We start from the raw sequence: 26089 nt of genomic DNA on the forward strand, positions 1-26089 counted from the left end.
CCCTCCTACTTTATATCCCATTTTTTAAAGGATACCACAGAACATATTCCTTCGGCATACGCCTGTATGCCTAACGAATCGCTGCTTGGATAGATTCGGCCTGTCATTACCTTCTCGCCGCCCTGTATAAATACCTCGACGGAAGATTTATCAACAAAAATATTCAAAGCAAGCATACCATCCTTTAGCGCGGCCTTTGTTCTGCGCTCTCCGCCAAGACCGATGCCTGACTTATCACGGTTGAAGCGGAAGATCCCTTCCTTCTGACGATAAGACAATACAGTCTCTTCCCCGCCGCGTACCCGCAGCTTCAAGCCAAACTCCTCCGCTTGATCGGCTCGGAATACAACCTCCAGCTCGTAGCAGTCTCCGCCCACTTCCATATCTTTAACGCCAGCCAAAAGAACATTGCTTGTCTCATAAGCGTTATGCCGATACGACTTCGCTTCTTCCAGCGGCTTGAACAGCAATGACCTTCCTTCCATGACAACCTCACGCGGCATCGTCATCGCACCAGCCCAATAATGGCCGAGCTGCGTCGGAATTTCCGTCTCCCACGTTTCCATCCAGCCCATGATGATTCGTCTGCCTTTATCATCGATCGTTGTCTGCGGCGCATAAAAATCAAAGCCGCAGTCTATTGGTTCGTAGCGTTCATAACAAAAGCTGCTTTGCTCGATATCCAATCGGCCGACCATATAGGTGGCGGAGTGGAGATTATGATAGTCGTCTCCTTGCGCAGGCATACGCTGCGGCGACATCACCAGCACGTCGTGCCCACCCAGCTCGAACAGATCCGGACACTCCCAATTATCGCCCAGTTGACCATCGCTGCGGGCGATTTCGCCAACCAGGCTCCAATTTACAAGATCCTGTGAGCGATATAATAAGATAAGGCCAGCGCCTTGCCCATCATTTGAGCCTATGACCGAATAATAAATACCCTCGCGCATAAACACCTTAGGATCCCGGAAATCCTTTTGGCTTATTTCCGCCGGTATTTGCTCCGATCCGATGACAGGGTTGCTAGTCAGCTTCTCAAAACGAATGCCATCCTCGGATACGGCTATGTTTTGATTTTGGCGGAAATCGTTTTCCTTATCCGGTCCCGTTATGACATGGCCGGTATACATCAAATACAACTTCCCGTCCCGCTCAAACGCGCTGCCTGAGAAGCAGCCGTCGCGATCGTAGTCCTGATCCGGAGCCAGCGCTACAGGAAGATGTCTCCACGTGATCAGGTCGCGGCTCACCGCATGCCCCCAGTGCATCGGACCCCAGACCGGTTGATACGGATAATGTTGATAAAACATATGATATTCGCCGTTATAATAGATAAAACCATTAGGATCGTTCATCCACCCAAATTCGCTCATTAAATGAAAGCCCAGCCGATACTGTTCTTTCAACAAATATTTACGCTCTGCAATAAATGTGTCGGCATTTTCTCTCGTGTACAAAATAATGCATCCAACCCTTACTTGTTATTTAATCGAACCCTGCATAACCCCTTGGATAATATATTTCTGCGCAAATAAATAGACTACAAGCACAGGCAAAATGGTCAGCATAAGACCAGCCATAAGCGGGCCGTAATCAACGGTGTACGTACCGAAGAAATAGAAAGTAGACAGCGGCAGCGTCCGCTCGGCCGGCGCGATCAGCACTAAGGACGGCAATAGAAAATCATTCCAAATCCACAACACATTCAAGATCGCGATCGTAACCGTCGTTGGGGCCAGCACCGGAAAAACAATGCGGAAAAAGGTTTGCGTTCGGGTACAGCCGTCAATAAGCGCCGCTTCTTCCAGTTCCGCCGGTATGCTTTTTACAAAACCATGGTAAATAAAGACCGCGAGCGGACTGCCAAATCCGATATACATATAGATAAGCGCCCATTTGCTGTTCAAAAAACCAATGGAGCCGTATATTTTGACGAGAGGGATCATAATGGCTTGGAACGGAATAATCATTGCCGCTACCATTAAGAAAAAAGTGTATTGATTCAGCTTTGTTTGATTTCTTACAAAATAGTGGGCAGTCATGGCTGCCAAAAAAGAGATCAGTATGACGCTTAGCACCGTGATAACGACCGAGTTCGTAAATGCGGAAACATACTCCATTTTGCCAAAAGCATTCTTATAATTGGCGAAGCTAAAGCTATCCGGCAAGGACAGCGGACTGGATGTGATCGCCTTATTTTCCTTAAACGAGTTGACCAGCAGCATCAAAAAAGGAAAGACAAAAAGAACTAAACTAATGAGGAGGGCAATGAATTTCGTCCACGCAAGTGCTCCATTTTTATTTTCCATCACGCCTCAACCTCCAGCTTCTTGCTAAAGTAAACCTGAGCAATGGTAATCGTAGCTACAAGCAGGAACAGAACGAAAGCCTCCGCTTGGCCGACTCCATAGTCTCTCGATAAGAAGGCCTTCTCGTACACATGCATCGAAACCATCTCCGTGCTTTTGAACGGTCCGCCCTTCGTTAAAGAAAGGTTCAAATCATAAACCATAAAGCATCTTTGGAGAGATAGGAAGATACAAACGATAAATGACGGAACCATCAGCGGCAAAATCATTTTGCGCATTTTGGTCCATAGGCTCGCTCCATCGATACTGGCCGCCTCCAAAATATCCTTAGGCACATTCATAAGTCCGGCCACATAAATCACCATCATATAACCTGCATATTGCCATACCGTAACAATAATCATCGTCCAAAAGGCTTTATTCGGATCAGCCAGCCACGAAGTGCTGAACAGCGGGATACTCAGTTCTTTGCCCAAGTACACGAGCACGTTGGAGAAAATAAATTGCCATACAAAGCCGAGTACTATTCCGCCTACCAGGTTCGGAATGAAGAAGCCTGCCCTAAAAATACTTTGCCCCTTCAAGCCTGCCGTCAGCACGTAGGCCAGCAAAAAAGCAACTGCGTTTATAAGCGCGACAGAAATGAACACATATTTCAAAGTGAGTAAAAACGATTTCCAAAACACCGTATCCTTGAATACCGACAAGTAATTATCAAACCCCACCAGACTGCTTGTGGTCGATATGCCGTCCCAGTTCGTGAAGGTCAAGTATATGCCATACAGGAAAGGAATTATCATTACGGCTAGAAAAGCAAATAAAGTAGGTCCGGTGAACAGCAGCCGCAGTCTCAAACGATTCCACAGCCCTTTTTCCGTTATCATCATAGTCCCTCGCATTCTGCATGTTTTTTAGTGAATCGAAACTTAGATAAGAGCAAACGGCTTACCCTGTCACATTCGCAGGGTAGGCCGTTGTCTTACTGCAACTGTTTATTTAACAGCTTTCCAATAATCTTCGATTTCTTTGGTTAATTCCGCGCGATCACCCGCGCCAGCCAAATATTTTTGCATCGCGGCACCTAACTTAGCCCAGTGATCTGCAGGAAGCGTGCTCATTGAATCTTGAGTTTTGCCGTTTGCGATATGCTCGGAAATCGATTTCGCAAGAGGGTCCTTCGCTTCAAGCGTAACATTCTTAAACGCTGGAATGATGTTCGCTTTATTAACAAGGAAGTCTTGCCCCTTATCGTTGTATACCATCCATTCCAAGAACGTTTTTGCAGCAGCTTGCTGTTCAGCCGTATTTTTCTCTTTGTCGAGCACCAAACGCTTCGAAACAGCCGAAGAAATTTGTGTATTGCCAAAATCATCCGCATTGTTGCTCACCGGCACCGGAAGGAAGCCATACTGGCCGCTAGCTGTATCGAAGCTGCTGATTTGCGGCCATGCCCAGTTCCCTTGGAACCAAATGCCTACCTCGCCTTTACCCAGCACTTCCGGACCTCTCTCATAGGTACCGGATAGCGGCGATGCTTTATCGATGTTGTATTTTGCCATGACATCAAACGTATCGATCAATCCGTTAAAGACAGCGTTGCTTGCCAAATCGACTGTCCCTGCTTTCAAATCATCAACAAACTTCGCAACCGCCGCAGTATCAGCAGATTGACCTGCGTAAGCAAGCGGCAAGTAGTGAGCTCCCAGCGACCAATCCATCGGCGAAATGATAAGCGGCGCTTTCCCGGAGGCTTCTATTTTTTTGAACAGTTCTTCAAGCGCGTTTGTTGTATTAATCGTTGCTGGATCAAAGGTTCCGCCCACCGCTTTATCTACAACCGCTTTGTTGTAAATGAAGCCATAGCCCTCAATGGCAAGCGGGAATGCGTAGTTTTTGCCATCGAACGTCGTAAGCGAAGTGCTGCGGTCAACCGCGTCGGCCATCCACTTCTCGCCGCTAAGGTCTAGTATGCGATCTTTAAACTTCTCTACGTCACCCGTATCGAGCATCGTAATGGTCGCAGGATTTCCTGAGGCATAAAGTGCCGATGCTTTCTCAAAAGGCGATTGTCCAGCAGGTACAGGTATGATTTCAAGCGTTATGTTCGGATAGTCTTCTTTAAAGGTTTTTGCCGCTTCTTCCAGCGGGGCTTGAATTTCACCCTTAGAGTTAAGCAGCGTTATTTTCACTTCTGATTTTTCATTAGATGAACCTGCGTTACCGGAATTGCTGATATTGCTGGAATTACCGGTATTACCGGAATTGCCGCATGCCGTAACAACCATAACAGCGATAAGCGACAGCGCAAGCACTTGTATCCACTTCAAAGATTTCATATCATTGCCCCCGATTCTATAAATTTACAAGCGGCTTACCGATCGTGTAAACCGCTTTCATTACGTATTATATATTCGTGAAATTCATATGTCAATCGTTTGACATGTCAAACGATTGACATATGATGTTAAAAATAAAAAAACCCTTATCTCATAAGGGTTTTTCATGGTTAATGCTATGTAGTTGCTCTCTCAATAAGAGACACCGGTATAATATTTTCGGTCTCGAAAAACTCCTCGTTCATCTGCTTCACGATTAAATCGACCGCCAATTTGCCGATCTCTGAAATCGGCTGTTTTATCGTTGTCAGCTCCGGCGTTATCCATCTGGCAGCCTTAACGTCGTCGTAGCCAATAATCCTCACATCTTTCGGAATTCGTTTGCCCGCAGCCGCGCATTCCTTAACGGCGAACGCAGCAATAATATCACTCGTTGCGAATAGGCCGTCAATATCGGGGTGATTTTTGAACAACTGATTGATAATTTGTTCATATTGCACTTGATCAAATACATTCATATCGGTCTGTATGATGATGTGCTCGATTCCATGCTCCTCCATCACGGCCCGAAAGGCCTCTGTCCGCTGGTTTGCAAGCAGCCGCAGCTCCAGATTTCCGCATATATGCGCTATTTTTTTACAGCCTTTATCGACCAACAGCTTCGCGGCAAGATCTCCGCCCGCAAAATTATCCGAGGAAATAAACGGAATTTCACCGCTGATTTGACGGTCAATGGTCACGATCGGCGAGCTTAAATTTTTGTATTCTTCCACCTGCAAGGTGTGGCTTCCCATAATGATGCCATCGACACGATTCCGCTTGAGCATTTCGATGTAGTCCTTTTCCTTTAGCGGATCAAGCTCCGAGTTGCAAAGCAGCATTTTATAGCCCAGTTCATACGCATAGTTTTCCACATAGTTCGCTAGCTCGCTAAAAAAAGGATGAGATACGCTAGGTACGATTAGTCCGATTACGTTAGATTGCTTTCTTAATAATGCGCGGGCAATTTCGTTTGGCTGGTAATTTAGCTCCTCCATGGTCTTATACACCTTGGCCCGAGTTGCCTCGCTAATATAACCGCGATTATTCAATACGCGGGAAACCGTCGTTACGGATACTTTCGCTAATTTTGCCACATCATGTATCGTTGCCATGGCTGCCCCTTTGCATGTTCAGTCGTTCTACCCATTATAGCGAACTAAACCGTAAAATTATACTCATTCTGCTGTTCAAAAGCTTGTCGTGTCTATGCAATCTCACTGTTCCATTCTATAAAAAGAAGCTGTTTCAGATAGGCCAGTTACGGCTTATTTGAAACAGCTTCTTCGTTTTGCGTATCTCTATTACCGTTAAGCCCAGGTTGGCTGTACTTTAAGAACAGCTACTTCTTTCTCGCGCTTATAGGGTACAGCATTGTCTGTCTCTGAAACCGCCGCGGAAATCGCAACCACGGATGCTTTATCCCGTGCTGCCGATGACGCATTGCTTTGTTTGTTTGAAGCAGCGGCAGAAATGCTTTCTTCAATGGACTCGACACGATGGATATCCGCGCCCAGAGCAGCGAGCTTGCCCGTAATATTGACATATCCGCGGTCCACATGATGCAAGCCGGTTACTTCCGTCTCGCCGTCTGCGCGCAGCGCCGCACATATAAGCGCAGCTCCCGCTCTCAAATCGGTTGCGCATACTTTTGCGCCCGTTAGCGGCAAACCTCCGCTGACAATCGCGGTGCGTCCATCCACCTTGATTTGAGCGTTCATTTTTTGAAATTCATCCACATGCATAAAACGATTTTCGAATACCGTTTCCGTAACGACGCTCGTGCCTTCCGATACAAGCAGAAGTGCCATCATTTGCGATTGCATATCTGTCGGGAAGCCCGGATGCGGCAAGGTTTTGACATCGACGGATTTCAAAACGGTTCCCGATTGTACGCGGATTCCATTATCGCTCTCCGTAATTTCTACGCCCATTTCTTGAAGCTTCGAAATGACCGGCGTCAAATGGTCGGCAATTGCGCCTTCTACGAAAACGTCGCCGCCCGTAATAGCCGCAGCAATCATAAACGTGCCCGCTTCAACGCGGTCAGGAATCACATTATGCACGGCGCCGTACATGCGGTCTACGCCCTCGATACGAATAACTCCCGTACCGGCTCCGCGAACCTTGCCGCCCATTGCATTAATGTAATTAGCCAAATCAACGATTTCCGGTTCTTTGGCTGCATTTTCAAGAATGGTTGTGCCGTCCGCCAAAGCGGCCGCCATCATTATATTTTCGGTTGCGCCTACGCTGGCTACATCCAAATAAATTTTCGCGCCCTTAAGCCGTGTCTTCGTGCTGGCTTCAATAAAGCCGTGGCCAAGCGTAATTTCTGCGCCCATCGCCTCAAAGCCCTTGAGATGCTGGTCAATCGGACGAGTTCCGATTGCGCAGCCGCCCGGCAGCGAGATTCTTACCTTGCCGATGCGACCCAAAAGCGGTCCCATTACGAGAAAGGATGCGCGCATTTTACGGATAAGCTCGTAGGGAGCTTCAAAAGACGTAATAGCCCGCGCGGTAATGCGCATGGTTTCATTGTTATAGGATAATTGTGCGCCTAACGAGGCTAACACTTTCTGAATCGTCATAACGTCGTCGAGGAGGGGTACGTCATGGATGACGCTGTCTCCTTCTGTCGCCAATAATGAGGCCGCTAAAATGGGGAGTACTGCATTTTTTGCTCCGCTGACACGGACCGTTCCCGTTAAACGCTGGCCTCCGCGGACGATAATTTTGGTCATCTTATGGTTCCCTCCGCGAACTGCAATTTCTATTACATTTCTATTACCTATTCGTGAATAATTTGGAATTGCTCACTTTACCCAAACTTCATCTTATCAACAATTACATGAATCGACAAGCGTTAAATTATTGCCACTTTTTGTACACGCTTCCCTCGCCAATTTATGACTTTTTTCTCCAGAAACATCTCTTTTTCAGTCGAAAAATACGTTTCCAATTTCAAAACAGGCCTTAATACATACCTATTCGCAAGCCACTGTCATTTTGAGTCCGCCATGTATTACCCATTGTTGACATGTTTCGCTTTTGTTATTCGACAAAGCTTTTGAGAAGCACGGTATAACCCCAATATTCCAAAATAAACCTGGCCAATAAGTGGCCCATAATTATGGCTGTAACGACTTGAAACATCCGTGCTTTGGGACTGCGCGGAAAACGGAAAAACGTCTCCCACTTTACCTCCTGCAGGATAAACCAAACAAAAATAATGCTCAGAATAACAATGACGATAGAAAATAATCCGGTCATGCCGGTATACGTTTGTAAATCTTGATAAAGCTCATTATCAACGTTCATGCTGCCTCCCTGGCTTCTCCTTCTTTTAGGATCAAAGGCCGGTGCTGCACGCAAGCGGCAAACAAGCCGTCCGTACATCCCCTAACTTCCTTCAAACGAAACGGCAAGCCAAATTGTTCTAGGGAAATTTTAGGTAATGACCCGGTAAAGCAGCACCGTAAAATCTGCGCGGCTTGCTTGCTGCTTCGGCATAAACCGATTCGACTCCACGCCTTCGATTTGCCCGTTCAGCCTCATTGCAAAAAGCATGGGGGCCGACCAATGCGTCTTGGATACGTCAACGAACGGATCCGAAATCGGCAGCCGGGGCTGCACGCCGTCCGCATAGCCGATAATCAGCGCCATCTCTGCACGGGTAATCGGCTGATCGGGCTTAAAGGAGCCACCCGGGAAGCCTTTTACCCACCCTTGACCGACGGCGCTTGCAATCGCATCATAAGCCCAGTGGTTAACAGAAACGTCTTTAAAACGTTTGGCAGGCAATGTGCCGGTTGAAATCGGCTTATAGGCCTTCATGACCATTGCCACGGCCTCCGCTCGCGTAATGGCACGCTTTGGCTCGAACCGGTAGCTGCCTGTTCCGTTTATGATGCCCTTTTTGTTCATCGCTACAATTTGGTCTTGCGCCCAGTGGCCTTTAATATCCTTGAATCCGGCAATTAACTCCTCCGACTTTACTTTTAACCGGTAATATTGCTTGTCAAAAGGGGTCTCCGCCAGCAGTTTTACGTAATACACGCCTGGTTGCAGCAGCAGCTCCTTCGTTTGCAGCTTGCCGCTCGCTCCCGTGCTAACGGACGCTAACTGCTTCATACGTTTGTCGTACAGCTGAAGATTCAAATCATTATCGCTCGGCACGCCGGTTATCGCCATGCTGATGATGCTCGGGCTCGCCACGCGGTATTGAAACCAATCCACGTCGGCGTAGCTGCCGATCACACCCAGATACTCCGTGCCGGATTTCATCATAAAGGCTTCATAGGATTTATCGTTCGGTTCATTCGGATCATCATATTTCGGCGTATAGTCCATCTTGAGCGTGTAGGTTCCAAGAGTCGGACTTGCTTCGGAAGAGATCGCATTGTGAACACGAATATAATATTTGCCAGGAGTCACAGTTATGACTGGCGACCGTTCCGTCTCCCCTTCGCCTTCATCGTCGTACGCCATGAGCTGCTGCCCCGCTTTTTGGAGCGCCAACCCCGGATCGATGCGTGCGGTATTCGCAGTGAGCACGAGACTAAACTTACCGCCTTGCGTAAAAGTCACGGCAAACCAGTCCCGGTCGGCGGTTTGATGGAAATTGCCGGTGATCGACTGGGAACGGGGCTGAAGCGTAGACGCTTCATAGGACTTATCATTCTGTTCATAATCATCTGGTTTTATCGTTAAGGCGGATGTCAGCAGGTAAGGAAGCTCATCCTCGCTGCTCTGGTTGATCAGCTCGAGATGAATCAGGTGATTGCCCTTTTTCACATCAAACTCGATCGATCGGTTTGCCAGCTTCGTATCTGCGGTGCTCTTCTTTACTCCGTTTGTATACTGGGTAAGGCGGACAGGCGGTACAATTTTGCCGCTGGCTACAAGCCCTTCGTATTGAATCGTCAGCTTACCGTCATACGGCGTATCGATGCGATACCAATCCTGATCGGAGGTCCCCTTCAGCAAGCCGGATACCTGTGTGCCGAGCGGAAACCTCGCAGCCGTCTTCTGGCTGTCGTTGGGCTCGAACCCGTCTGTCTGCAACGTGGAGCGCACCGCTTGGTCAATTTGCAGCACGCCGTAGCCGGAAGCACTGTCCGCGCCGGTCGAGCCGATATCCTTGGCCGTTTGTCGCAGCAGCTCCCGTATTTGGTAGGGCTTCAGATTCTTGTAGCGCGCCCAGATTAGAGCCGCTGCCGCCGCTGCCTGAGGGGCAGCCATGGAGGTGCCTTCTTCCTTCTTATACTGACCGCCTAGAGCCGTCGTATAGACAGTCCAAGGCGCGACAAGATCAAGCTCGGTGCCCCGGTTAGAACGTGCGTCAACCGTGTTGTCCGTTTTCACGCCGCCAACGGCGAGCACGGTTGGATAGGCTGCCGGGTACTTCACCGCAGCCCTTTCCCCGAGTGCCACCCCGTCATTGCCCGCGGCTGCTACCAGAAGCACGTTTTTGCTTTCCGCATACTTTACGATATCCAGCATATAAGGGGAGTAACGATGTAAGCCGACGGACAGTACTATGATCTTTGCACCGCTGCGAACCGCGTACAAAATGGCTTCGCCAAGTTCCTGTTCCGTGCCGTCCCCGCTCTGGTCGAGCGCTTTGATCGGCATTATTTTGGCTTTCCAGACGATGCCTGATACGCCCAAGCCGTTATTTCCTCTTGCCGCGATGACGCCGGCTACGCTCGTGCCATGGCCGTTGTCATCCTCCGGAGGTTTTCCCGGGTTCACCAGATTGGCGCCCGGAACAAGATTCTCCTTCAGATCCGGATGATCGAGATCCACGCCGGTATCAACGATCGCAATGGTCAGCCCTTGCTGCTCGCGAACGGTTTCCCACGCTTTTTTCGCGCCAATCTGACCGAGATAAAGCTGCTTAGTCAGCTCGGGGTCATTGGCGGGCACCGTGGCAGGCGCAGTGGCTGCTGCCAGCTTCGCTGCGGGAGCAACCGGGACAATAGCCCTCTCCGGCACTGCCTCGGCTTGCAGGGGCTCAGGCGGCTCCTGCGAAGACTCGCTCGCAGGCAGGGACAGGATGTGCACCGCCGCATTCGGGTGCACATACTCCACGTCCGGCAAGCTTCGCAGCCGGCGCAGCCATTCCTGCACGTCCGCGCCCTTATCGGCCGGACGTACGAGCATGACCGCCGCCTCATTCTGGCGGCGGAGCACCTGCGTCCCGCGCAGCTCATGCGCGAGCGCGGGGCTTCGCCATTTGAGCAGCCAGCTTTGCGGCTGCTCGGTTACGCCGCCTGCGGCGGCAAGCGCGGCAGGCACCGCTGCGCGAGCGGGCCTTGCGGGGGCTATGCCCCCGAGCGTGACGCTCACGAGCAGCAGCGCGAGCACGCCCTTGGCGATGGCTTGCCTGCGCAAGCGCGCAGCCCTGTTTGGTACGGCGGCAGACGGCTTATCCGTCTGTTCTCCGCCGCCAGCCCTTTGCCTTTTCCCTACCCGTTTTGGTTCCATTCGATTAATCATCGCAATCTGCCTTCGCATATCAAATCCGTTATTTTCCGTTCCCACTTTCATTTAAAAAATCCATCATTATCAGTTCTCTTCGGAGCCGTCATTTCCCTTGTTTCACACAGACAAAAGGACAATAGTCCTATGAACCTGCGGTTGCACGTCAAAAGATAGAGATTGTCCGTCATAAACTATTATTTCCCGGTAAATATGTACTAGAGTTAGCATCGGTCCCGGAAGATCTGCACGTCTCAACGACTACTTACATGAACCATTTCTCCCCTGATGCTCATTACCCACATCATTTATCCGTGAAACAATAATAAGCCCCGTTTTCATAAGCAGCCGAAAAGCCAAAAACAAGGGGCTGTCTCCTAGGTCCATTTTCACGGCCTTTCGGGACAGCCCCACTTCGGTTTGATGCCGGTGGCAAGGAATTTCTCCGTTGCCCGCTCTATTAACCGCCTATCAGTAAGTCGCCTTTAAGCGAGAATACCGCGTTGATCCATTCCATTAACGGTCCAGGGAAAATACCAAGCGCTATCGTCGCCGCGGCACATATCCAAATGACCGCTCCGGTTTCGCCAGGCAAGCGAAGACCGTCATCCTCGTTCCCGCTCCGCATAAACATTTGGCGCACTAAGCTGAAGTAGAAATAGTAGGAGATCACGCTGCTGGCTACCATTATGGCCGCCAGCCAGTAGGCCTTGGCACTTGCAGCGCCCAGCAAAATAAACAGCTTTCCGAAAAACCCCCCCGTTATCGGGAGTCCTGACAACGACAAGATGAAAATAACCATAGCCGCGGCCGTCCAAGGGGCTCGGTAATACATACCCGCGAAGCTCCTCATCTCCTCATTGCCGGAAGAGCGGCTGACGACCGTAAGTACAGCGAACGCCCCAATCGTCATAAACAGGTAGGCTGCCAAATAATAGACGAATTCCGAGAAATTGCTGCTGTGCACTACCGTGATGGAAATGCCGATCGGCACGAGCATATAGCCCGCATTAGCGACGCCCGACAAGGCGAGCAGGCGTTTCACGTTTTTTTGCCTAAGCGCCGCCGTGGTTCCGACAAGCATCGCGGCTGCGGCCAGCACCAGAAGCATTAGGAAGAGATCCTTGGACACATTCGCGTCTTCGCCGTTCGCAACTAATACCGTGCTAAACATAATTCTAAAAACAGCCGCAAGCGCTGCTCCCTTGGCGATAACCGCCAAAAAAGCGGAAACCGGCGAAGGCGCTCCCTGATACACGTCAGGCGTCCAGGCATGAAAGGGGGCAGCCGCGACCTTTATGCCGAAGCCCGCAATCATAAAGAGGAAGCCTACATACACAAACGCTTTATAATCAATGATTGCGCGCGGCAGCTCCTCTGCGATGGCCCCAAGATCAACGGAACCCGTGATGCCGTAAAGATACGACATGCCGAACAAAACCATCGCGGACGAAATCCCCCCCGTTACCACATACTTAAATGCAGCTTCCGCGGATAACGACGATTTTTTCCGAATCCCGACCAGGACGTAGCTCGTTAAGCTAAGCAGCTCCAGCCCGATGTACAGCGTCACCAAGTTTCCCGACGAGGCCATCATCATTGCCCCGATAAGCGCCGGGAGCAGCAGATAAAAATATTCGGACCGATCCGTTATCGCCTCGTCATCCCGCACCGATCCGAGCGCAAGCAGGACGATCAGCGCAGTGCCCGTCAAAAATACGATCTTGAGCAAGCTGGAGAAGTCATCGATGCGGTAGCTGTTGCTCAGCAGCTTAATCGCCTCAGCCGATGCGCCTCCCTGGTTCATATCCAGCATCCGAAGCGCCACGAGCGTCAGCGAGGCAAGCACTCCCGCCAGCGTCAACCAGCCGATGGTCAGCCTGCTTACGCGTTTCGGCAATATTAAATCCAGCACGACCAGCAGCAGAAACACAGCAGTTAGCACGAATTCCGGGGCAAGGTAGAGCATATCCGTCCATGTCAGTGGTATAAATGAAACGCCTTCGTACATGGTCTATCCCCCCGCCCTTGTTGCAAGTAATTGGTCGAACAGGCCATCCATGCCGTATTGCACCGTGTCCGTAAGGATGGATGGGAAGCAGCCGAGCAGCAGGATGAACGCCAGCAGCACGATCATCGGCAGCGCTTCGATGAGCCTTGCATCCTTCAGCGCGGCAAAGGTCTCCCGCTGCGGTCCGAACGTAATTTTCAATACCGCCCGAAGCATGTAAACCGCGGTCAAAATAATGCCAAGCGCCGCTGCCGCCGTCAGCCAGCGCTGCGATTCAAAAAGCCCTAGCAGCGATAGAAACTCGCCTATAAAGCCTGATAATCCCGGCAGGCCGATCGAAGCAAGCCCTGCCGTCAGCAATACGCCGCTTATAAATGGCATAGAGCGCGCCAAGCCTCCCAGCTCGCCAAGCTCCGTCGTGCCTGTTCGCTCGTAAATGCTGCCTACGATTAAGAAAAGAAGCGCGGACACGAGTCCATGCGACACAAGCTGAAATACCGCGCCTTGCATCCCAATCTCATTCATGGCAGCAAAGCCGAGAAGGACGATTCCCATGTGGCTGATCGAGGAATAGGCGAGCACGAGTTTAAACTCCTTTTGTCTAAAAGCAAGCAGCGCCCCGTACAAAATATTGATAACCCCCAGCACCGCCAGCGGTATCGCAAATGCGCGTGCCTGCTCCGGGAAGAGCAGCAGCCCGAATCGGAGCAGGCCGTATGCGCCCATTTTCAGCAAAAGCCCCGAATGGATCATGACAATGGAGGTAGGAGCCTCCGTATGCACCTTCAGCATCCAGGTATGGAACGGAAAGATCGGCAGCTTAATGCCGAAGGCAATCAGCAGCATGACAAACAGCGTCCACTGCATCGTATCCGTCATGAGGAAAGGATTAATCGTGCCGACCTGCTCGGGAGCAAGATTCATCCATGCCGTCGGGTCGGACATATTGCGGAATATATCCGTATAGCTGCCGCTATAAATAAAGCTAATCCGTTCGCCGGCTTGGTCTATGTGGAAACCTGCCGTGTTCACAAGAATAACAAAGGCGACGAGCATGACGGCTGAACCAATCCCGTTATAGATCAGAAATTGATTAGCCGCGCGCTCGCGGTTGAAATAACCCCAGATTCCGATTAAGAAATACATCGCAACGAGCGTAATCTCGAAAAACACAAAAAACAAGAACAGATCGCGGGCGAGGAATACCCCAAGCATGCCCGTCTCCAGCAATAGAAACCAAATGAAAAACGATTTCCATCTTTTTTTGACTTGGATGGCAGCCAGCGATGCCATGGCCGATACCAGCGTCGTCAGCAGCAGGAGAGGAAGCGACAATCCGTCTACGCCAAGCTCATATTGGAACGAAAACATAAATTCCGAAACGCCGGGTTGCTGCGTTTCCTTGTTCAGCGGCAGCTGCACCCAGCTTTGCTGCTCATCGAACGCGGCGCCCCCCTGCTGCTTGTCATAATTGGCGTACAGCCAAAAGGACAGGACCAGCGGAATGAGCGTCGTTACGACGACTGTTGTCTTCATCCAGCTGCTCCTATGCTTCGGAAGCAAAAGCATGATGATCACGCCTAACAGCGGCGACAGCAAAATAATCGACAATATGGGAATATCATTCAGGATGCTCACGGCAGGAACCTCCTTCCGACGATGGCAACCGCAATAACCACAAAACCGATAATGGCCGCTAGGCCGTAGGTTTGCGCCTGGCCGTTCTGCAGGCGGGCTGCCGCTCGGCCGGCAGAGCTTACCGCCGTGCCTGTCAGCCGGACGATTCCGCCTATGACATAGGTATCAAACGCCAGCAAAACAGAGCCAAGCAGCTTCAGCGGCCTGACGATCACGGCTGCATACAGCTCATCGATATAGAAGCCGCGCTCAAGCAGCCGGACAAGCCAAGGCGTTTTCTCCCGCAAGGCCGAACTGCTGATGCTTTTTTTTCCGTATACGAGCCATCCGATATAAATTCCGAGAAGTCCCACGGCAATTGAACCGACGATTGCCGCGCCGCTGGCATGCGCCTCTTCAGGACCATCGTTAATCCACGACCCGAACCAGCCGTTCCACGGCGTCTCGATAAACCCGGCTGCAGCAGCCAGGACAGCTAACACAATCAGCGGCAGCGTCATGGAAATAGGAGATTCGTGAGCCTTTGACGCCGCAACGCTTGGTTTGCCCATAAATACGAGAAAAAACAGCCGTGACATATATAGCGCCGTACAAAAGGCCGCTCCCAAACCAACGACGAACAACAGCGGGTTTGTCTCCCAAGCGACCGACAATATCAAATCCTTCGACCAAAAGCCGGATAAAGGCGGAATGCCGGAGAGCGCAAGAGCGCCGATACCGAAAGACCATGCCGTTATGCGCATTTTCGAGCCCAGGCCGCCCATTTCGTTAATATTCTGGGTATGTACGGCATGGATGATGCTGCCGGCTCCCAGGAACAGCAGCGCTTTAAAGAAAGCATGCGTAAACAAATGAAAGATCCCGCCCGTTAAGGAGCCGAGACCGAGCGCCAACATCATATAGCCGAGCTGGCTTACCGTGGAGTACGCCAATATCCGTTTGATGTCATTTTGCCCCAGCGCGATCGCGGCCGCGAAGATGGCCGTAAATCCGCCCACGTAAGCGACCGTTTCCATAGCAGCGGCGGAGTCCTGAAAAATATCATACGTCCGCGCTATAAGAAACACGCCCGCGGCAACCATAGTCGCCGCGTGGATCAAGGCACTGATCGGCGTCGGACCTTCCATCGCGTCAGGCAGCCATACATGCAGCGGGAATTGCCCCGATTTCCCGATGGCGCCCACAAAAATAAGCAGGGCGATTAGCGTCGTGATCCCGTTTGTAATCGCGCCCGACTGACCGTCGAACACGCTTTGAATCGTTGTAAAATCAAGCGCATGCTCCGGCATATACCAGAACAGCAGCAGGATAGCCAGCAGCAGCCCGACATCGCCGATGCGCGTAACGATAAAGGCTTTTTTGGCGGCTGCGCGCGCCTTGGGCAGCGTAAACCAAAAGCCGATCAGCAGGAAAGAGCAGACGCCGACCAACTCCCAAAAAATATAAAGCGACAATAAATTATCCGACAGCACCAAGCCCAGCATTGAAAAAGTAAATAAGGAAACATAGCCGTAAAATACGGATATCCGCTCGTCGTCCTTCATATAGCCCGCCGAATACAGCTGCACTAGAAAGCTGACAAGCGTGACGACCACCAGCATAAGCGCCGTCAGGTTCGTCACCTCAAACCCGATTCGAAGCGTATAATCTCCAATCGAAATCCAATCGAAGGCATAATTATAGTCCACTTCATTGGCGCCCAAGCGGTCTGCCAAAATCAACAGCGAAAACACGAAAGCAGCAAACGTGCCTAACGAGCCGATGAATACGCCCGCCCGCCGGTAGCTGCGGCCGAGCGCCGTCAAAACGAGGAAGGCTGCCAGCGGAAACAGCGGTATCAACCAAGCCGTTTGTGTGAATTTATCCATACGCTGCGCTACCTCCTCATTTTGTCAAATTCGTCGACGTTCACTGTCCCTCGCATCCGGAACAAAGCAATCAATATAGCTACTCCAATCGCCGCTTCTGCCGCGGCAACCGTAATCGTAAACAACGAAAATAGTTGGCCGGTCAAGGAAGGAACGACGCCGTATTTCGAAAAGGCGATCAGATTCAGGTTGACCGCGCCCAGCATAAGCTCAATCGAGAGCAGCACGACGACCGCATTTCGTTTTACTAATGCGCCGTAGAGCCCAATACAAAACAAAATCGCTGCCAGCGTTAAATAGGAGGATAACATCTCTTTAATCCGCCTCCTTCTTGGCGAGCACGATGGCTCCGATAAAAGCAACGGTCAACAGCACGGAGACAAGCTCAAAGGGAATGACGTACCCCGTATATAAAAGCTCTCCGATAGCCATCGTATTATCTTCCGCTTGCCGAAAGGGCTGCGGCTCAGGCAACTCCGTCGACCGAATCGCATAAAACAGCACGCCGAACAAGCTCAGCGCACCGATTGCAGCCAGCGTCTCATGCAGCGGCTTCGCAGGCTCCCGTACCCCGGGCTGATGCTTCGTCATCATAATGCCGAAGATCATCAGGATCGAAACCGCGCCGGCATAGATCAGAACCTGTACGAACGCGACGAACTCTGCATCAAGCAGCACGAACATTCCCGCTAAGCCCAGAAATACGGCTGCCATAGAGATGACCATATGAACGACCTTCTCCAGCGTGATCATAAGAACAGCGCCGCAAATCATGATCGCCGAAAAGATAAAAAAAGCGACGAACTCGCCCGTGAATGCAATATTGAACAACTATTTCGCGCCCCCTTTGGCCGGCGCTCCGATATTGTTATTATCCTGCCGGGTAAGCGTATTATTGTCGGTCAGCCATTGCGCGTCCTTAAACAGATCATCGCGGCTGAACGTCGCCAGTTCAAAATGATTCGACATGACGATCGCTTCCGTCGGACAAACCTCCGTACAGAGGTCGCATAGGATGCAAATTTCAAAGTTAATATCAAACGTGTCGATGACCTTGCCTTTTTTGTCCGGATCCGGATTCGGTTTGCCTGTCAGCGTAATGCAATCCGTCGGGCAAATGCGCGCGCATTGATTGCAGACGATGCACAAATCCGGAATAAAATGCTGAATGCCACGGAACCGATCCGGCATGACAAAGGGCACGTCAGGATAGGAAGTGGTCACTTTTGGAGCCGTCATCGATTTGAGCGTTACGCCCAGTCCTTGCAGCATTCCTTTCATTTCCTTCTCCCCTTTGCTAGTTCTTAATAAACAATTCCAAATATACGGCCGTGAGAAATACGTTAAGCAGCGAAACGGGCAGCAGCACCTTCCAGCCGAGTCCCATCAGCTGGTCTACGCGAATTCGGGGCATCGTCGCGCGGATCCAAAACAGGAAAAACACAATAAAAGCAAACTTCAGCAAAAACCAGATGATTCCCGGCACAAAATCAAGAAAAGGCGCCGGCGCATGCCAGCCGCCAAGAAACAGCACCGTCGTAAGGGCAGCAATCGCATAAACGTAAACATATTCCGAGAGCATAAAGAAAGCGAAGCGGAAACCGCTGTATTCGACGTGGTAACCCGCAACAAGCTCCGATTCCGCCTCCGGCAAATCGAAGGGCGTGCGGTTGAGCTCCGAGACCGCCGCAATGATGAAGATAACGAAACCGATGATTTGCGGGAGGAAATTCCAATCCCAGAACCAGCCCCCGTCCTGCGCAGCTACAATATCCCTTAAATTCAAGCTGCCGCTGAGCAGAATGACGCCAACCACCGAAATCACAAGCGGTACCTCATAGCTTATCATCTGCGCCGCCGAGCGCATACCCCCGAGCAGGGCGTACTTGTTATTGGAAGCCCAGCCGCCGAGAACGATGGCAAGCGTCGAGATCCCGGATAAAGCTACATAGTAGAGCAGCCCGACATTCAAATCCGCAAAATAAAGATTTTGCGTATACGGCAGAACCGCCAGCACGGAGAACGCAGGGATGTACGCGAGCGCGGGCGCTAAAATGAACAGTATGCGGTCAGCCTTGCGCGGAATCGTATCTTCCTTAATGAGCAGCTTGAAAATATCCGCCACCGTCTGCAGCAAGCCAAACGGTCCAACCCGGTTGGGTCCGATACGAAGCTGCATCCATCCGATTACCTTGCGTTCGAAGTAAATGGCATACGTAACGAAACCGAGCACGACAAAAAGGAATACAACCGCCCATAGAAACAGCACAAGCGCATTGCCCCAGGTGAGCGACTGGTTAAGCCAAGACTGCATCAACAATCGACCTCCCCGACGACAATGTCAATGCCGCCCAGTATCGTAATGAGGTTTGTCATCGTTTCTCCAACCAGCAGCTTCGGCAGTATTTGCAAATTAACGAAGGAAGGCCGCCTGAACTTGAGTCTGTACGGCTCCGCTTTACCCTTGGATACGATGTGGCAGCCGATTTCGCCGCGCGGTGATTCAATGCGGACGTAGACCTCTCCGGCAGGCGGTCGAAGTACGCGCGGCACCTTCCCCATCGTATCTCCTCCGCTTGGGAACATCGCAAGCGCTTGTTTCAAAATACGCAGGCTTTGGCGGATTTCCTCCATACGAATGCGATAACGGTCATAGCAATCGCCCTCCTTGCCAAGCGGCACGTCGAATTCAAATTGGCTGTACAGGCTGTAAGGCTCGGCCTTGCGCACATCGAAGTCGACTCCGGTACATCTCAAATTGGCTCCCGTTAGTCCATAATCGATTGCCGTTGCGGCATCATACTTTCCAACGCCCTTGATTCGGGCCAAGAAGATTTCATTGCCGCTGACAAGCTTATCGTATTCCTGCAGCTTGCTCTCCATATAAGGAACAAACTCGCGCACCTTATCGAGCCAGCCGGGCGGCGCATCCCATTTCACGCCGCCCACTCTCATATAATTATAGGTTAATCTTGCTCCGCACAGCTCATTGAATAGATCAATAATCATTTCCCGATCGCGGAATGCGTACAAAAAGGGGCTCATCGCTCCGATATCAAGCAGATAGGTTCCCCACCAGACCAGATGGCTTGCTACCCGCTGCATCTCCATGACCACAAGCCGCAAATACTCCGCCCGCTGCGGCACCTCAAGGCCCATCATGGTCTCCACCGCGTGCACGAGCACATAGTTGTTCGTCATGGCAGAGACGTAATCCATTCGATCCGTGTAAGGAATGATTTGCGTGAAATTTAAATTTTCCGCGATCTTCTCCGTCCCCCGGTGCAAATAGCCCATAACTGGCGTTGCCTCGGTTATGACTTCGCCATCGAGCTTAACGATAATTCGAAATACGCCGTGTGTGCTAGGATGCTGCGGACCTACGTTTAAGAGAAGTTCTTCTGTACGGATCAAGGGCTGCCTACACCTCCGAATCTAACGGTTCGTAATCCTTGCGCAGCGGATGGCCGACCCAATCGTCAGGCATCATAATCCGCCGCAAATCAGGGTGTCCGGGAAAATCGACGCCCAGGAGGTCATAAATTTCGCGCTCGTTCCAATTCGCCGTCGCCCACACCGGCGTCGCTGAATATACGGATGCCGAATCGCGGTCACTCTTGATCTTGATAGCTACCTCTCTGTTGCTGCCAAGCGAAAGCATATGATAGACCACTTCCATATGCGTCTCGTAATCGATGCCGGACACATTGCGCAAATAGTTGAACCGCAGCTCTTCGTGCTCCTTTAACAGCCGCGAGGCTTCCCGCCAGTAGTCATTTTTGATTATAATCATTGGCATGTCGCCATTTAATTCGTTCACGTAAGCATCCTCAACCGCGGACTCGGCAATCTCCCGCTTTAGCAGCGCTGTCATTGCATCCAGCTCCGGCTGCCGCAGCGACGGCGGCTTGGGCGGCTCCGGCTGGACTTCTCCCGCCTCCGCTTCCGCCTTTTCCTTCGCTGCAGCCCTTGCGGCGCGCGCCTCGGCCGCTGCCTTCAGCTTGGCCTCCCGCTCCGCATCTGCCTGGGGTGCCGGTTGCGAATCCGTAACGGGCTTTGCGCCGTCCCCGTTCTGTTCCTCGCTCATCGGTCGGTCACCCGCTTCCCGGTTTTCGCTTCATATCGGATCTTCTCCTGGAGCTTGTTGATGCCGTAGATCAGCGCCGCCGGGTTAGGCGGACAGCCCGGTATATACACGTCGACGGGCACGATCTGATCGACGCCTTTTATGACTGCATAAGATTTGATATAGGGACCTCCAGCCGTCGCGCAGGAGCCCATCGCAATCACCCATTTCGGCTCAGGCATTTGATCGTACAGCCTTCTGAGCAGGGGGCCCATCTTTTTCGTAACGGTACCGGCTACGATCATCACGTCGGATTGCCGCGGCGAGGTGCGGAACATGACGCCGAAGCGGTCGAGATCATAATGCGATGCGCCCGTTCCCATCATTTCAATCGCGCAGCAAGCCAGACCAAAGGTAAGCGGCCATAATGAATTGCTTCTCGCCCAGGCTTTAAGCTGCTCCAAGGTACCCATAAATACGTTGCGCTCCAGCTCTTTGCGTTCCTCTATTGAAATTGACTCTAAACTGAATTCCATTTCAGCACCCTCTTTTTCCAGGCATATAGAAGACCGATAAGAAGCATTCCCGCAAAAATGACCATTTCAACTAGCACAAATAAGCCGAGCTTATTATATGCAACGGCCCACGGATATAAGAAAACGGTTTCCACATCAAAGATGACGAACATTAAAGCAAACAAGTAATAGCGGATGTTAAAACGGACCTGTCCCTCACCTACGGGCTCATTCCCGCTTTCATAGGTGGTTTGCTTGAGTTCATTCGGCTTATTCGGTCTTAGCAGCCTTCCTGCAGTCAATGCAACGACTGGGAGCAAAATGCCAAGAACGATAAAAACAGCCACAACGACATAGTTATTGGCGTAGTTTTCCACACGATCGCCTCCGTCAATTGGGGTAGGTACGGACCGTTGCCGCTTGTCAATTTTTCCTCACAATTATAACAAATGCTTCCACTGACGTCTATGACGGAGTTACGTCAAAGCGGGCTCCTTGTCCGGCCTGTCGGCCTGCTGTTCCGGCTTTTTTTCTTTTTCGACAGAATCCGTTCCCTGCGGAATGATCTCGGGAAATTTGCCGCTGCCGTTATCCCGTTTTTTGCGAATGACGGCGATTACCAGCAGCAGGAACGGCAATAAAAAGCCGTGAAAGAGACTGTATACCGTCCACACCCCCATCGCAAACACCCGGGCATGGGCGACGTTGCGGTAGACGATAAAGGAGAGCGGTACGATAATAAACGCATACGGCAATGCCAATGTCCGATAGGTAGATAAATTCAGGATTTGAGCCGTAAGAACCGTTAGTACATAAACGCATAGCGCAAGCTTCATAAATACGGTGCCGACCCAAACCATGGCGACCAAAATCTCCACACGCACCAATATCTCTTCAATGTTAATATTTTTGGCCATATCATACACGGCGAACGGGCTGCGGCTTGCCTCATCCACTCCCATAACCCCGACCAAAAACACGGTAATCGATACACTCACAATCGTTATCAACGCAGCCGACAGCTTCAATGATTTTCTCAGTTTCTTACGGTCCTGCTCTCTCACCAGCGGAAAAACCATCGTGATAAACACAAACTCCCCAATCGGAAACCCCAAGATGGGATACAAACCCTTTATCGGCTGCTCCAAGCCATTATACAAAAACGGTTCGAAGTTATGGAAATCAAATTGATTGAATAACGAGACCGTCACAATCACAATGACGAACAGCCCCCAGCCAAACAAGATTTCTCCCGTGCGCGCGATGGTTTCGATGCCCAAGTAGACACCGTAAATAACGACAATCATAAACGTGCCGTCAATGAACCACTCCGGCGTGAGAGGCAGCACCGAGAGGCTCATAAAATCAGAAATGTTGCGCAGGACCAGCGCGCTAAGCAGGAGAAAAAACAAAACATAGAGCAGGGAGAACGCCTTGCCCGCCCATGCTCCCAGCACCCGTTCCGCATACTGGGCCAAAGACAGGTTCGGAAAGCGGTCCGAGAGCTTCAAGAATACGATTAAAATCAAATAGTTAAACGGCCCGGCAAGCAGCATCGACAGCCAGCCGTCTTGTTTGGCGATGGACGTGACGGAAGTCGGCAGTATGAGCGCCGCACTCCCAAGAGCAAATAAAAATAAAAGTTTGGCGCATTGGCTGGATGTGATTTCCGCATTGTTCATGCCCGCAAATTTACTCATCGCTTCAACGTATCCTCCTCTATCCAGGCTATAATCGGCCGGTAGATCGGCCCGGTTAACGCTTTTATCGCATCCGTAGGATTAGGAATTGGCAGATGGAACAGCCGGGCTATGATTAAGAGCGTACCTATTGTTAAAATAACCAATGCCCAGCCTCTCTCGCGAAAAAGAAGCTTATCGCCGTTTCGTTTCCAAATCACTGCTCCCGATATCGAGGCAAGCAGTAATACTCCAATTAATGCCATCATACCGATCACTCATTCCACTATAGATTCGCCCCGTCCACCCGATCCTGTAATTAAGAAAGTGCATATGACTTCGCTTTTCACTTTGGGAAACAGATAGGCCCAGTCCCCTTCAATCCGCTTCCAAATGGCCGGCTGCTGCAAATATACCTCTTTGCCCCAGCCCATCGCATCGGCTTGCAGTTTTTTTTGAAGCTTATTGATCGTGTCCTCTACCTCGTTCTTCACGACCTCGCTCGCCATCATTCCGATCTGGTTCAATACCTTTTCTTCCAACACATTGACCTTCGGGCACATAATTTCTTGAATGCTCCCTGTCACCCTAAGATGTACCTTTACAATCGGCATGTCGTTCTCGCCTTTTTTGACCTTGTATTTCACGTTTACTCCATGCACCTCTACGATTAAATTCCCCTTTGATTCCGGGCATGCCAGCTTGATGACAGTGCTTTTCATTTTATTTTGCAGCCATGACAGCCCTCTGGATTCCTTAGGCTTTAAGTAATCAACCAGCTTTCCATTGTTAAAAATTGCCATCGTAGAAAGTACAGGAATGGCTTCGGCCGGTATGCTGGATACATTTTCATTCTTGTTCCCTTTCGTACGATCGCCCTCTATGCGCATAGAGGGAAGCACGGCTTGCTGTTTCCCTTGCCCGTGCAGCTTGGTCAAGTCATTGATCTTAACCACGTAGTTCAGTCCATAAGCTTCCTGGTTAACCTCCACCATTTCATGAATCTGATTGATGGGTATCGACTCCATCTGCGTCGTTAACTGCAGCAGCTGCTCCGCCTTTACGCCGCGCGTAACGATAACGGAGATATCCGTTCTGATGTCAGGGTTTCTTTCGATTAAATCGATTAGCGGAAATATCCCCTTTTTGGCTATCCCCTCTCCAATAACGAGCATTTGGGTATGGGAGAAAAAAAGTCTCCTCGACGTTTTGGCCGACATCTTGCGTATCGCTTCAAACAGGGTATCGCCGGTCTCCGTAAATGTCGTTACCGCCGTCCCCCCAATTCCGCCCTTGCTCTCAGCGGCTACGTTTTGCGGGAGCACGACCTGAACCGTCAGCTGCAGCTTCTGTTTGCCGCTAGGATCTTCATCCACTCCTAAAGCCAGAACGACACCGAGCTTATCCAAATACCGAAGATCCCAGCAGCCGCTCAGCAGAATCAGCAAGCATGCTGTCCATAAGAGAACTCCTTTACGGCATGCTCGCAGGATGAAAGCTTGTCTCTCATGGCGTTGGAGGCGGCTCATTGCTCAGGCTCCTTCCTTGGCTCCAGTTCGATGTCCTGTCTTGTTTTGTTTTTGCTTGCCAGCAATTCAGGACGATCGCGCATCATCCAGTGCGGTGCCCGAACGAGCGTATCCTTCATATCCTTGAGAAAAAACGGGGCGAACGGTTTGATATACGGCATCCCAAAAGACCTGATATTGCTCAGATGTAAAACAAGCACGAGTACAACTAAACCAATGCCGTAGAAGCCCAGCGTCGATGCGGCCAGCAGCAGGAGAAAACGCAGCAATCTCGCCGCAATGCCAAGGCTGTAGGTAGGCGATACGAAGCTTGCGATTGCCGTGAACGAGACGACGATTACGACAGCCGGAGATACGATGCCCGCTTCAACGACGGATTGCCCGATAACCAAACCTCCTACAATGGAAATCGTATTGCCTGCGGCGCTCGGCATGCGAACAACGGCTTCGCGCAGGATTTCAAAAACGAATTCCATAATAAAGGCTTCCAAATAAGCGGGAAAAGGCACGCCCTCACGCTGTGCGGCCAGCTTCAAGAGCAGCTGCGTGGGGATCATTTCCTGATGGTAGCCGACAATAGCAACATAAACGGACGGCATTAGCAGCGCAATCAAAAAAGAAACAAAACGAAGCATTCTCAAAAAGGTAGTAATATCAAAGCGTTGATAATAGTCTTCTGACGCTTGAAAGAACATATTCAATATGGCAGGCACTACAAGAACGAACGGCGTTCCGTCTACCAAAATGGCAATGCGGCCTTCCAACAGATTGCCTGCTACCGCATCGGGCCGTTCATTGTTGAGCACGGTAGGAAATGGCGACCACTTCTGGTCCGTTATCAACTCTTCGATATATCCGGATTCCAAGATCCCGTCTAAACGTATGGCATCCAGCCTTTCACGCAAATCCACGAGCACATTTTCGTCCGCCAATCCTTTTATATACATAATACAAACCGGCGTTTGCGAAATTTCCCCGATCGTCCATTGCTCCATCCAGAGCTTTGGGCTGCGGATTTTTCTGCGGATCATAGACGTGTTCGTCCGGATCGATTCCGTAAAGCCTTCCCTCGGCCCCCGAATTGCCATTTCGGTTTTCGGCTCTTCGATTCCTCTCCTCGCACCGCCGATAACATTGGCTGCAAGCGCTTGATCCGTTCCCTCGACAAGCAGGATGCTGTAGCCCATAAAGAGCTTTTGGAATAACAACTTCCAATCGCTGATATCCGTAAGGACTCCTATGGAAAGCAGTCCGCTCCTCATGACCGTTAGCAATTCCTCCGGTTGGATAGGCTCGTCCTGCGGAAATCGCTCTCTATGGATCGGTTGGATGATAAACTCATTCAATCGTTCGTCATCCACCATTCCCTGCACATACACAATAACGATCTTCGTATGGTTAGGATCGGGAAGCGACAGTTCGCGGAAGATGATATCCTCGCTCTCGCCCAGCTCTTTTTTTATGATCGCCATATTTTGTTCAACAGAAAGTGAAAGGGGCTTATCCGCATAGGGATCAAGCTGCTCTTTCTCAAGCTTTTCAGCACGGGATGATCTTTTATCCGTTTTTTTTCCCGCTTTGCCTTTGCCTCGTACATAAGCTTTGTACAT

Annotated in this window: 23 protein-coding genes; all 23 read right to left on the reverse strand. The window is 50.8% G+C overall.

What is annotated here, in order from left to right; genetic code table 11:
* Positions 1–5: 5 nt before the first annotated feature.
* The gene (locus tag MRBLPE1_RS27160) at positions 6–1460 is read right to left on the reverse strand and encodes a glycoside hydrolase family 32 protein (RefSeq protein ID WP_364151766.1); all 1455 of its coding nucleotides are present in this window, start codon (positions 1458–1460) and stop codon (positions 6–8) included.
* A 24-nt stretch (positions 1461–1484) separates the two neighbouring features.
* Positions 1485–2312, reverse strand: a complete 828-nt coding sequence (locus tag MRBLPE1_RS27165) for a carbohydrate ABC transporter permease (protein WP_364152728.1) — start codon at positions 2310–2312, stop codon at positions 1485–1487.
* Positions 2312–3196, reverse strand: a complete 885-nt coding sequence (locus MRBLPE1_RS27170) for a carbohydrate ABC transporter permease (RefSeq protein WP_364151769.1) — start codon at positions 3194–3196, stop codon at positions 2312–2314. Before MRBLPE1_RS27170 ends, MRBLPE1_RS27165 begins: the two co-directional genes overlap by 1 nt.
* A gap of 108 nt (positions 3197–3304) precedes the next feature.
* A complete protein-coding gene (locus MRBLPE1_RS27175; RefSeq protein ID WP_364151772.1) occupies positions 3305–4648 on the reverse strand; it encodes an ABC transporter substrate-binding protein in 1344 nt (447 codons plus the stop codon).
* 176 nt (positions 4649–4824) lie between these two features.
* Positions 4825–5802, reverse strand: coding sequence for a LacI family DNA-binding transcriptional regulator (locus MRBLPE1_RS27180; RefSeq protein ID WP_364151775.1), 978 nt, complete (start codon positions 5800–5802; stop codon positions 4825–4827).
* Positions 5803–5997: 195 nt separating this feature from the next.
* Positions 5998–7431 (reverse strand): UDP-N-acetylglucosamine 1-carboxyvinyltransferase, encoded by a 1434-nt coding sequence (gene murA, locus MRBLPE1_RS27185; RefSeq protein ID WP_364151777.1) that lies wholly within the window; start codon positions 7429–7431, stop codon positions 5998–6000.
* A 310-nt stretch (positions 7432–7741) separates the two neighbouring features.
* Positions 7742–8008, reverse strand: coding sequence for a DUF1146 domain-containing protein (locus tag MRBLPE1_RS27190; protein WP_364151779.1), 267 nt, complete (start codon positions 8006–8008; stop codon positions 7742–7744).
* 129 nt (positions 8009–8137) lie between these two features.
* Complete coding sequence (locus MRBLPE1_RS27195; RefSeq protein WP_364151782.1) at positions 8138–11242, reverse strand: S8 family peptidase; 3105 nt, start codon at positions 11240–11242, stop codon at positions 8138–8140.
* Between the two features lie 391 nt (positions 11243–11633).
* Positions 11634–13184 (reverse strand): NADH-quinone oxidoreductase subunit N, encoded by a 1551-nt coding sequence (locus MRBLPE1_RS27200; protein ID WP_364151785.1) that lies wholly within the window; start codon positions 13182–13184, stop codon positions 11634–11636.
* Between the two features lie 3 nt (positions 13185–13187).
* Entirely contained in the window at positions 13188–14816 is a 1629-nt protein-coding gene (locus MRBLPE1_RS27205) for a complex I subunit 4 family protein (protein WP_364152730.1), read from the reverse strand.
* 2 nt (positions 14817–14818) lie between these two features.
* Positions 14819–16690 (reverse strand): NADH-quinone oxidoreductase subunit L, encoded by a 1872-nt coding sequence (nuoL, locus tag MRBLPE1_RS27210; RefSeq protein ID WP_364151788.1) that lies wholly within the window; start codon positions 16688–16690, stop codon positions 14819–14821.
* Positions 16691–16698: 8 nt separating this feature from the next.
* On the reverse strand, positions 16699–17001 hold the full coding sequence (nuoK, locus tag MRBLPE1_RS27215) for an NADH-quinone oxidoreductase subunit NuoK (RefSeq protein ID WP_414698929.1): 303 nt from the start codon (positions 16999–17001) through the stop codon (positions 16699–16701).
* 4 nt (positions 17002–17005) lie between these two features.
* Positions 17006–17521: an NADH-quinone oxidoreductase subunit J gene (locus MRBLPE1_RS27220; RefSeq protein ID WP_364151791.1), complete on the reverse strand. Its 516-nt coding sequence runs from the start codon at positions 17519–17521 to the stop codon at positions 17006–17008.
* Complete coding sequence (nuoI, locus tag MRBLPE1_RS27225; protein ID WP_364151794.1) at positions 17522–17971, reverse strand: NADH-quinone oxidoreductase subunit NuoI; 450 nt, start codon at positions 17969–17971, stop codon at positions 17522–17524.
* Positions 17972–17987: 16 nt separating this feature from the next.
* A complete protein-coding gene (gene nuoH / locus MRBLPE1_RS27230) occupies positions 17988–19004 on the reverse strand; it encodes an NADH-quinone oxidoreductase subunit NuoH (RefSeq protein WP_364152735.1) in 1017 nt (338 codons plus the stop codon).
* Positions 19004–20104, reverse strand: a complete 1101-nt coding sequence (locus MRBLPE1_RS27235) for an NADH-quinone oxidoreductase subunit D (protein ID WP_364151797.1) — start codon at positions 20102–20104, stop codon at positions 19004–19006. The genes nuoH and MRBLPE1_RS27235 overlap by 1 nt, the downstream gene beginning before the upstream one ends.
* A 7-nt stretch (positions 20105–20111) precedes the next feature.
* Positions 20112–20777: an NADH-quinone oxidoreductase subunit C gene (locus tag MRBLPE1_RS27240; protein WP_364151799.1), complete on the reverse strand. Its 666-nt coding sequence runs from the start codon at positions 20775–20777 to the stop codon at positions 20112–20114.
* Positions 20774–21292: a NuoB/complex I 20 kDa subunit family protein gene (locus tag MRBLPE1_RS27245; RefSeq protein WP_364151802.1), complete on the reverse strand. Its 519-nt coding sequence runs from the start codon at positions 21290–21292 to the stop codon at positions 20774–20776. Before MRBLPE1_RS27245 ends, MRBLPE1_RS27240 begins: the two co-directional genes overlap by 4 nt.
* The gene (locus MRBLPE1_RS27250; RefSeq protein ID WP_364151804.1) at positions 21277–21648 is read right to left on the reverse strand and encodes an NADH-quinone oxidoreductase subunit A; all 372 of its coding nucleotides are present in this window, start codon (positions 21646–21648) and stop codon (positions 21277–21279) included. The genes MRBLPE1_RS27245 and MRBLPE1_RS27250 overlap by 16 nt, the downstream gene beginning before the upstream one ends.
* A 99-nt stretch (positions 21649–21747) precedes the next feature.
* Positions 21748–22971, reverse strand: coding sequence for a GerAB/ArcD/ProY family transporter (locus MRBLPE1_RS27255; protein WP_364151807.1), 1224 nt, complete (start codon positions 22969–22971; stop codon positions 21748–21750).
* Positions 22968–23219, reverse strand: a complete 252-nt coding sequence (locus MRBLPE1_RS27260) for a hypothetical protein (protein ID WP_364151809.1) — start codon at positions 23217–23219, stop codon at positions 22968–22970. Before MRBLPE1_RS27260 ends, MRBLPE1_RS27255 begins: the two co-directional genes overlap by 4 nt.
* Positions 23220–23228: 9 nt before the next feature.
* Positions 23229–24479, reverse strand: coding sequence for a Ger(x)C family spore germination protein (locus MRBLPE1_RS27265; RefSeq protein ID WP_364151812.1), 1251 nt, complete (start codon positions 24477–24479; stop codon positions 23229–23231).
* Positions 24476–26089 carry a spore germination protein gene (locus tag MRBLPE1_RS27270; RefSeq protein ID WP_364151815.1) on the reverse strand — a complete coding sequence of 538 codons (1614 nt, stop codon included), beginning with the start codon at positions 26087–26089 and terminating at the stop codon, positions 24476–24478. Before MRBLPE1_RS27270 ends, MRBLPE1_RS27265 begins: the two co-directional genes overlap by 4 nt.

The organism is Paenibacillus sp. LPE1-1-1.1 (genome assembly GCF_040676435.1).
Taxonomy (GTDB): Bacteria; Bacillota; Bacilli; order Paenibacillales; family Paenibacillaceae; genus Pristimantibacillus.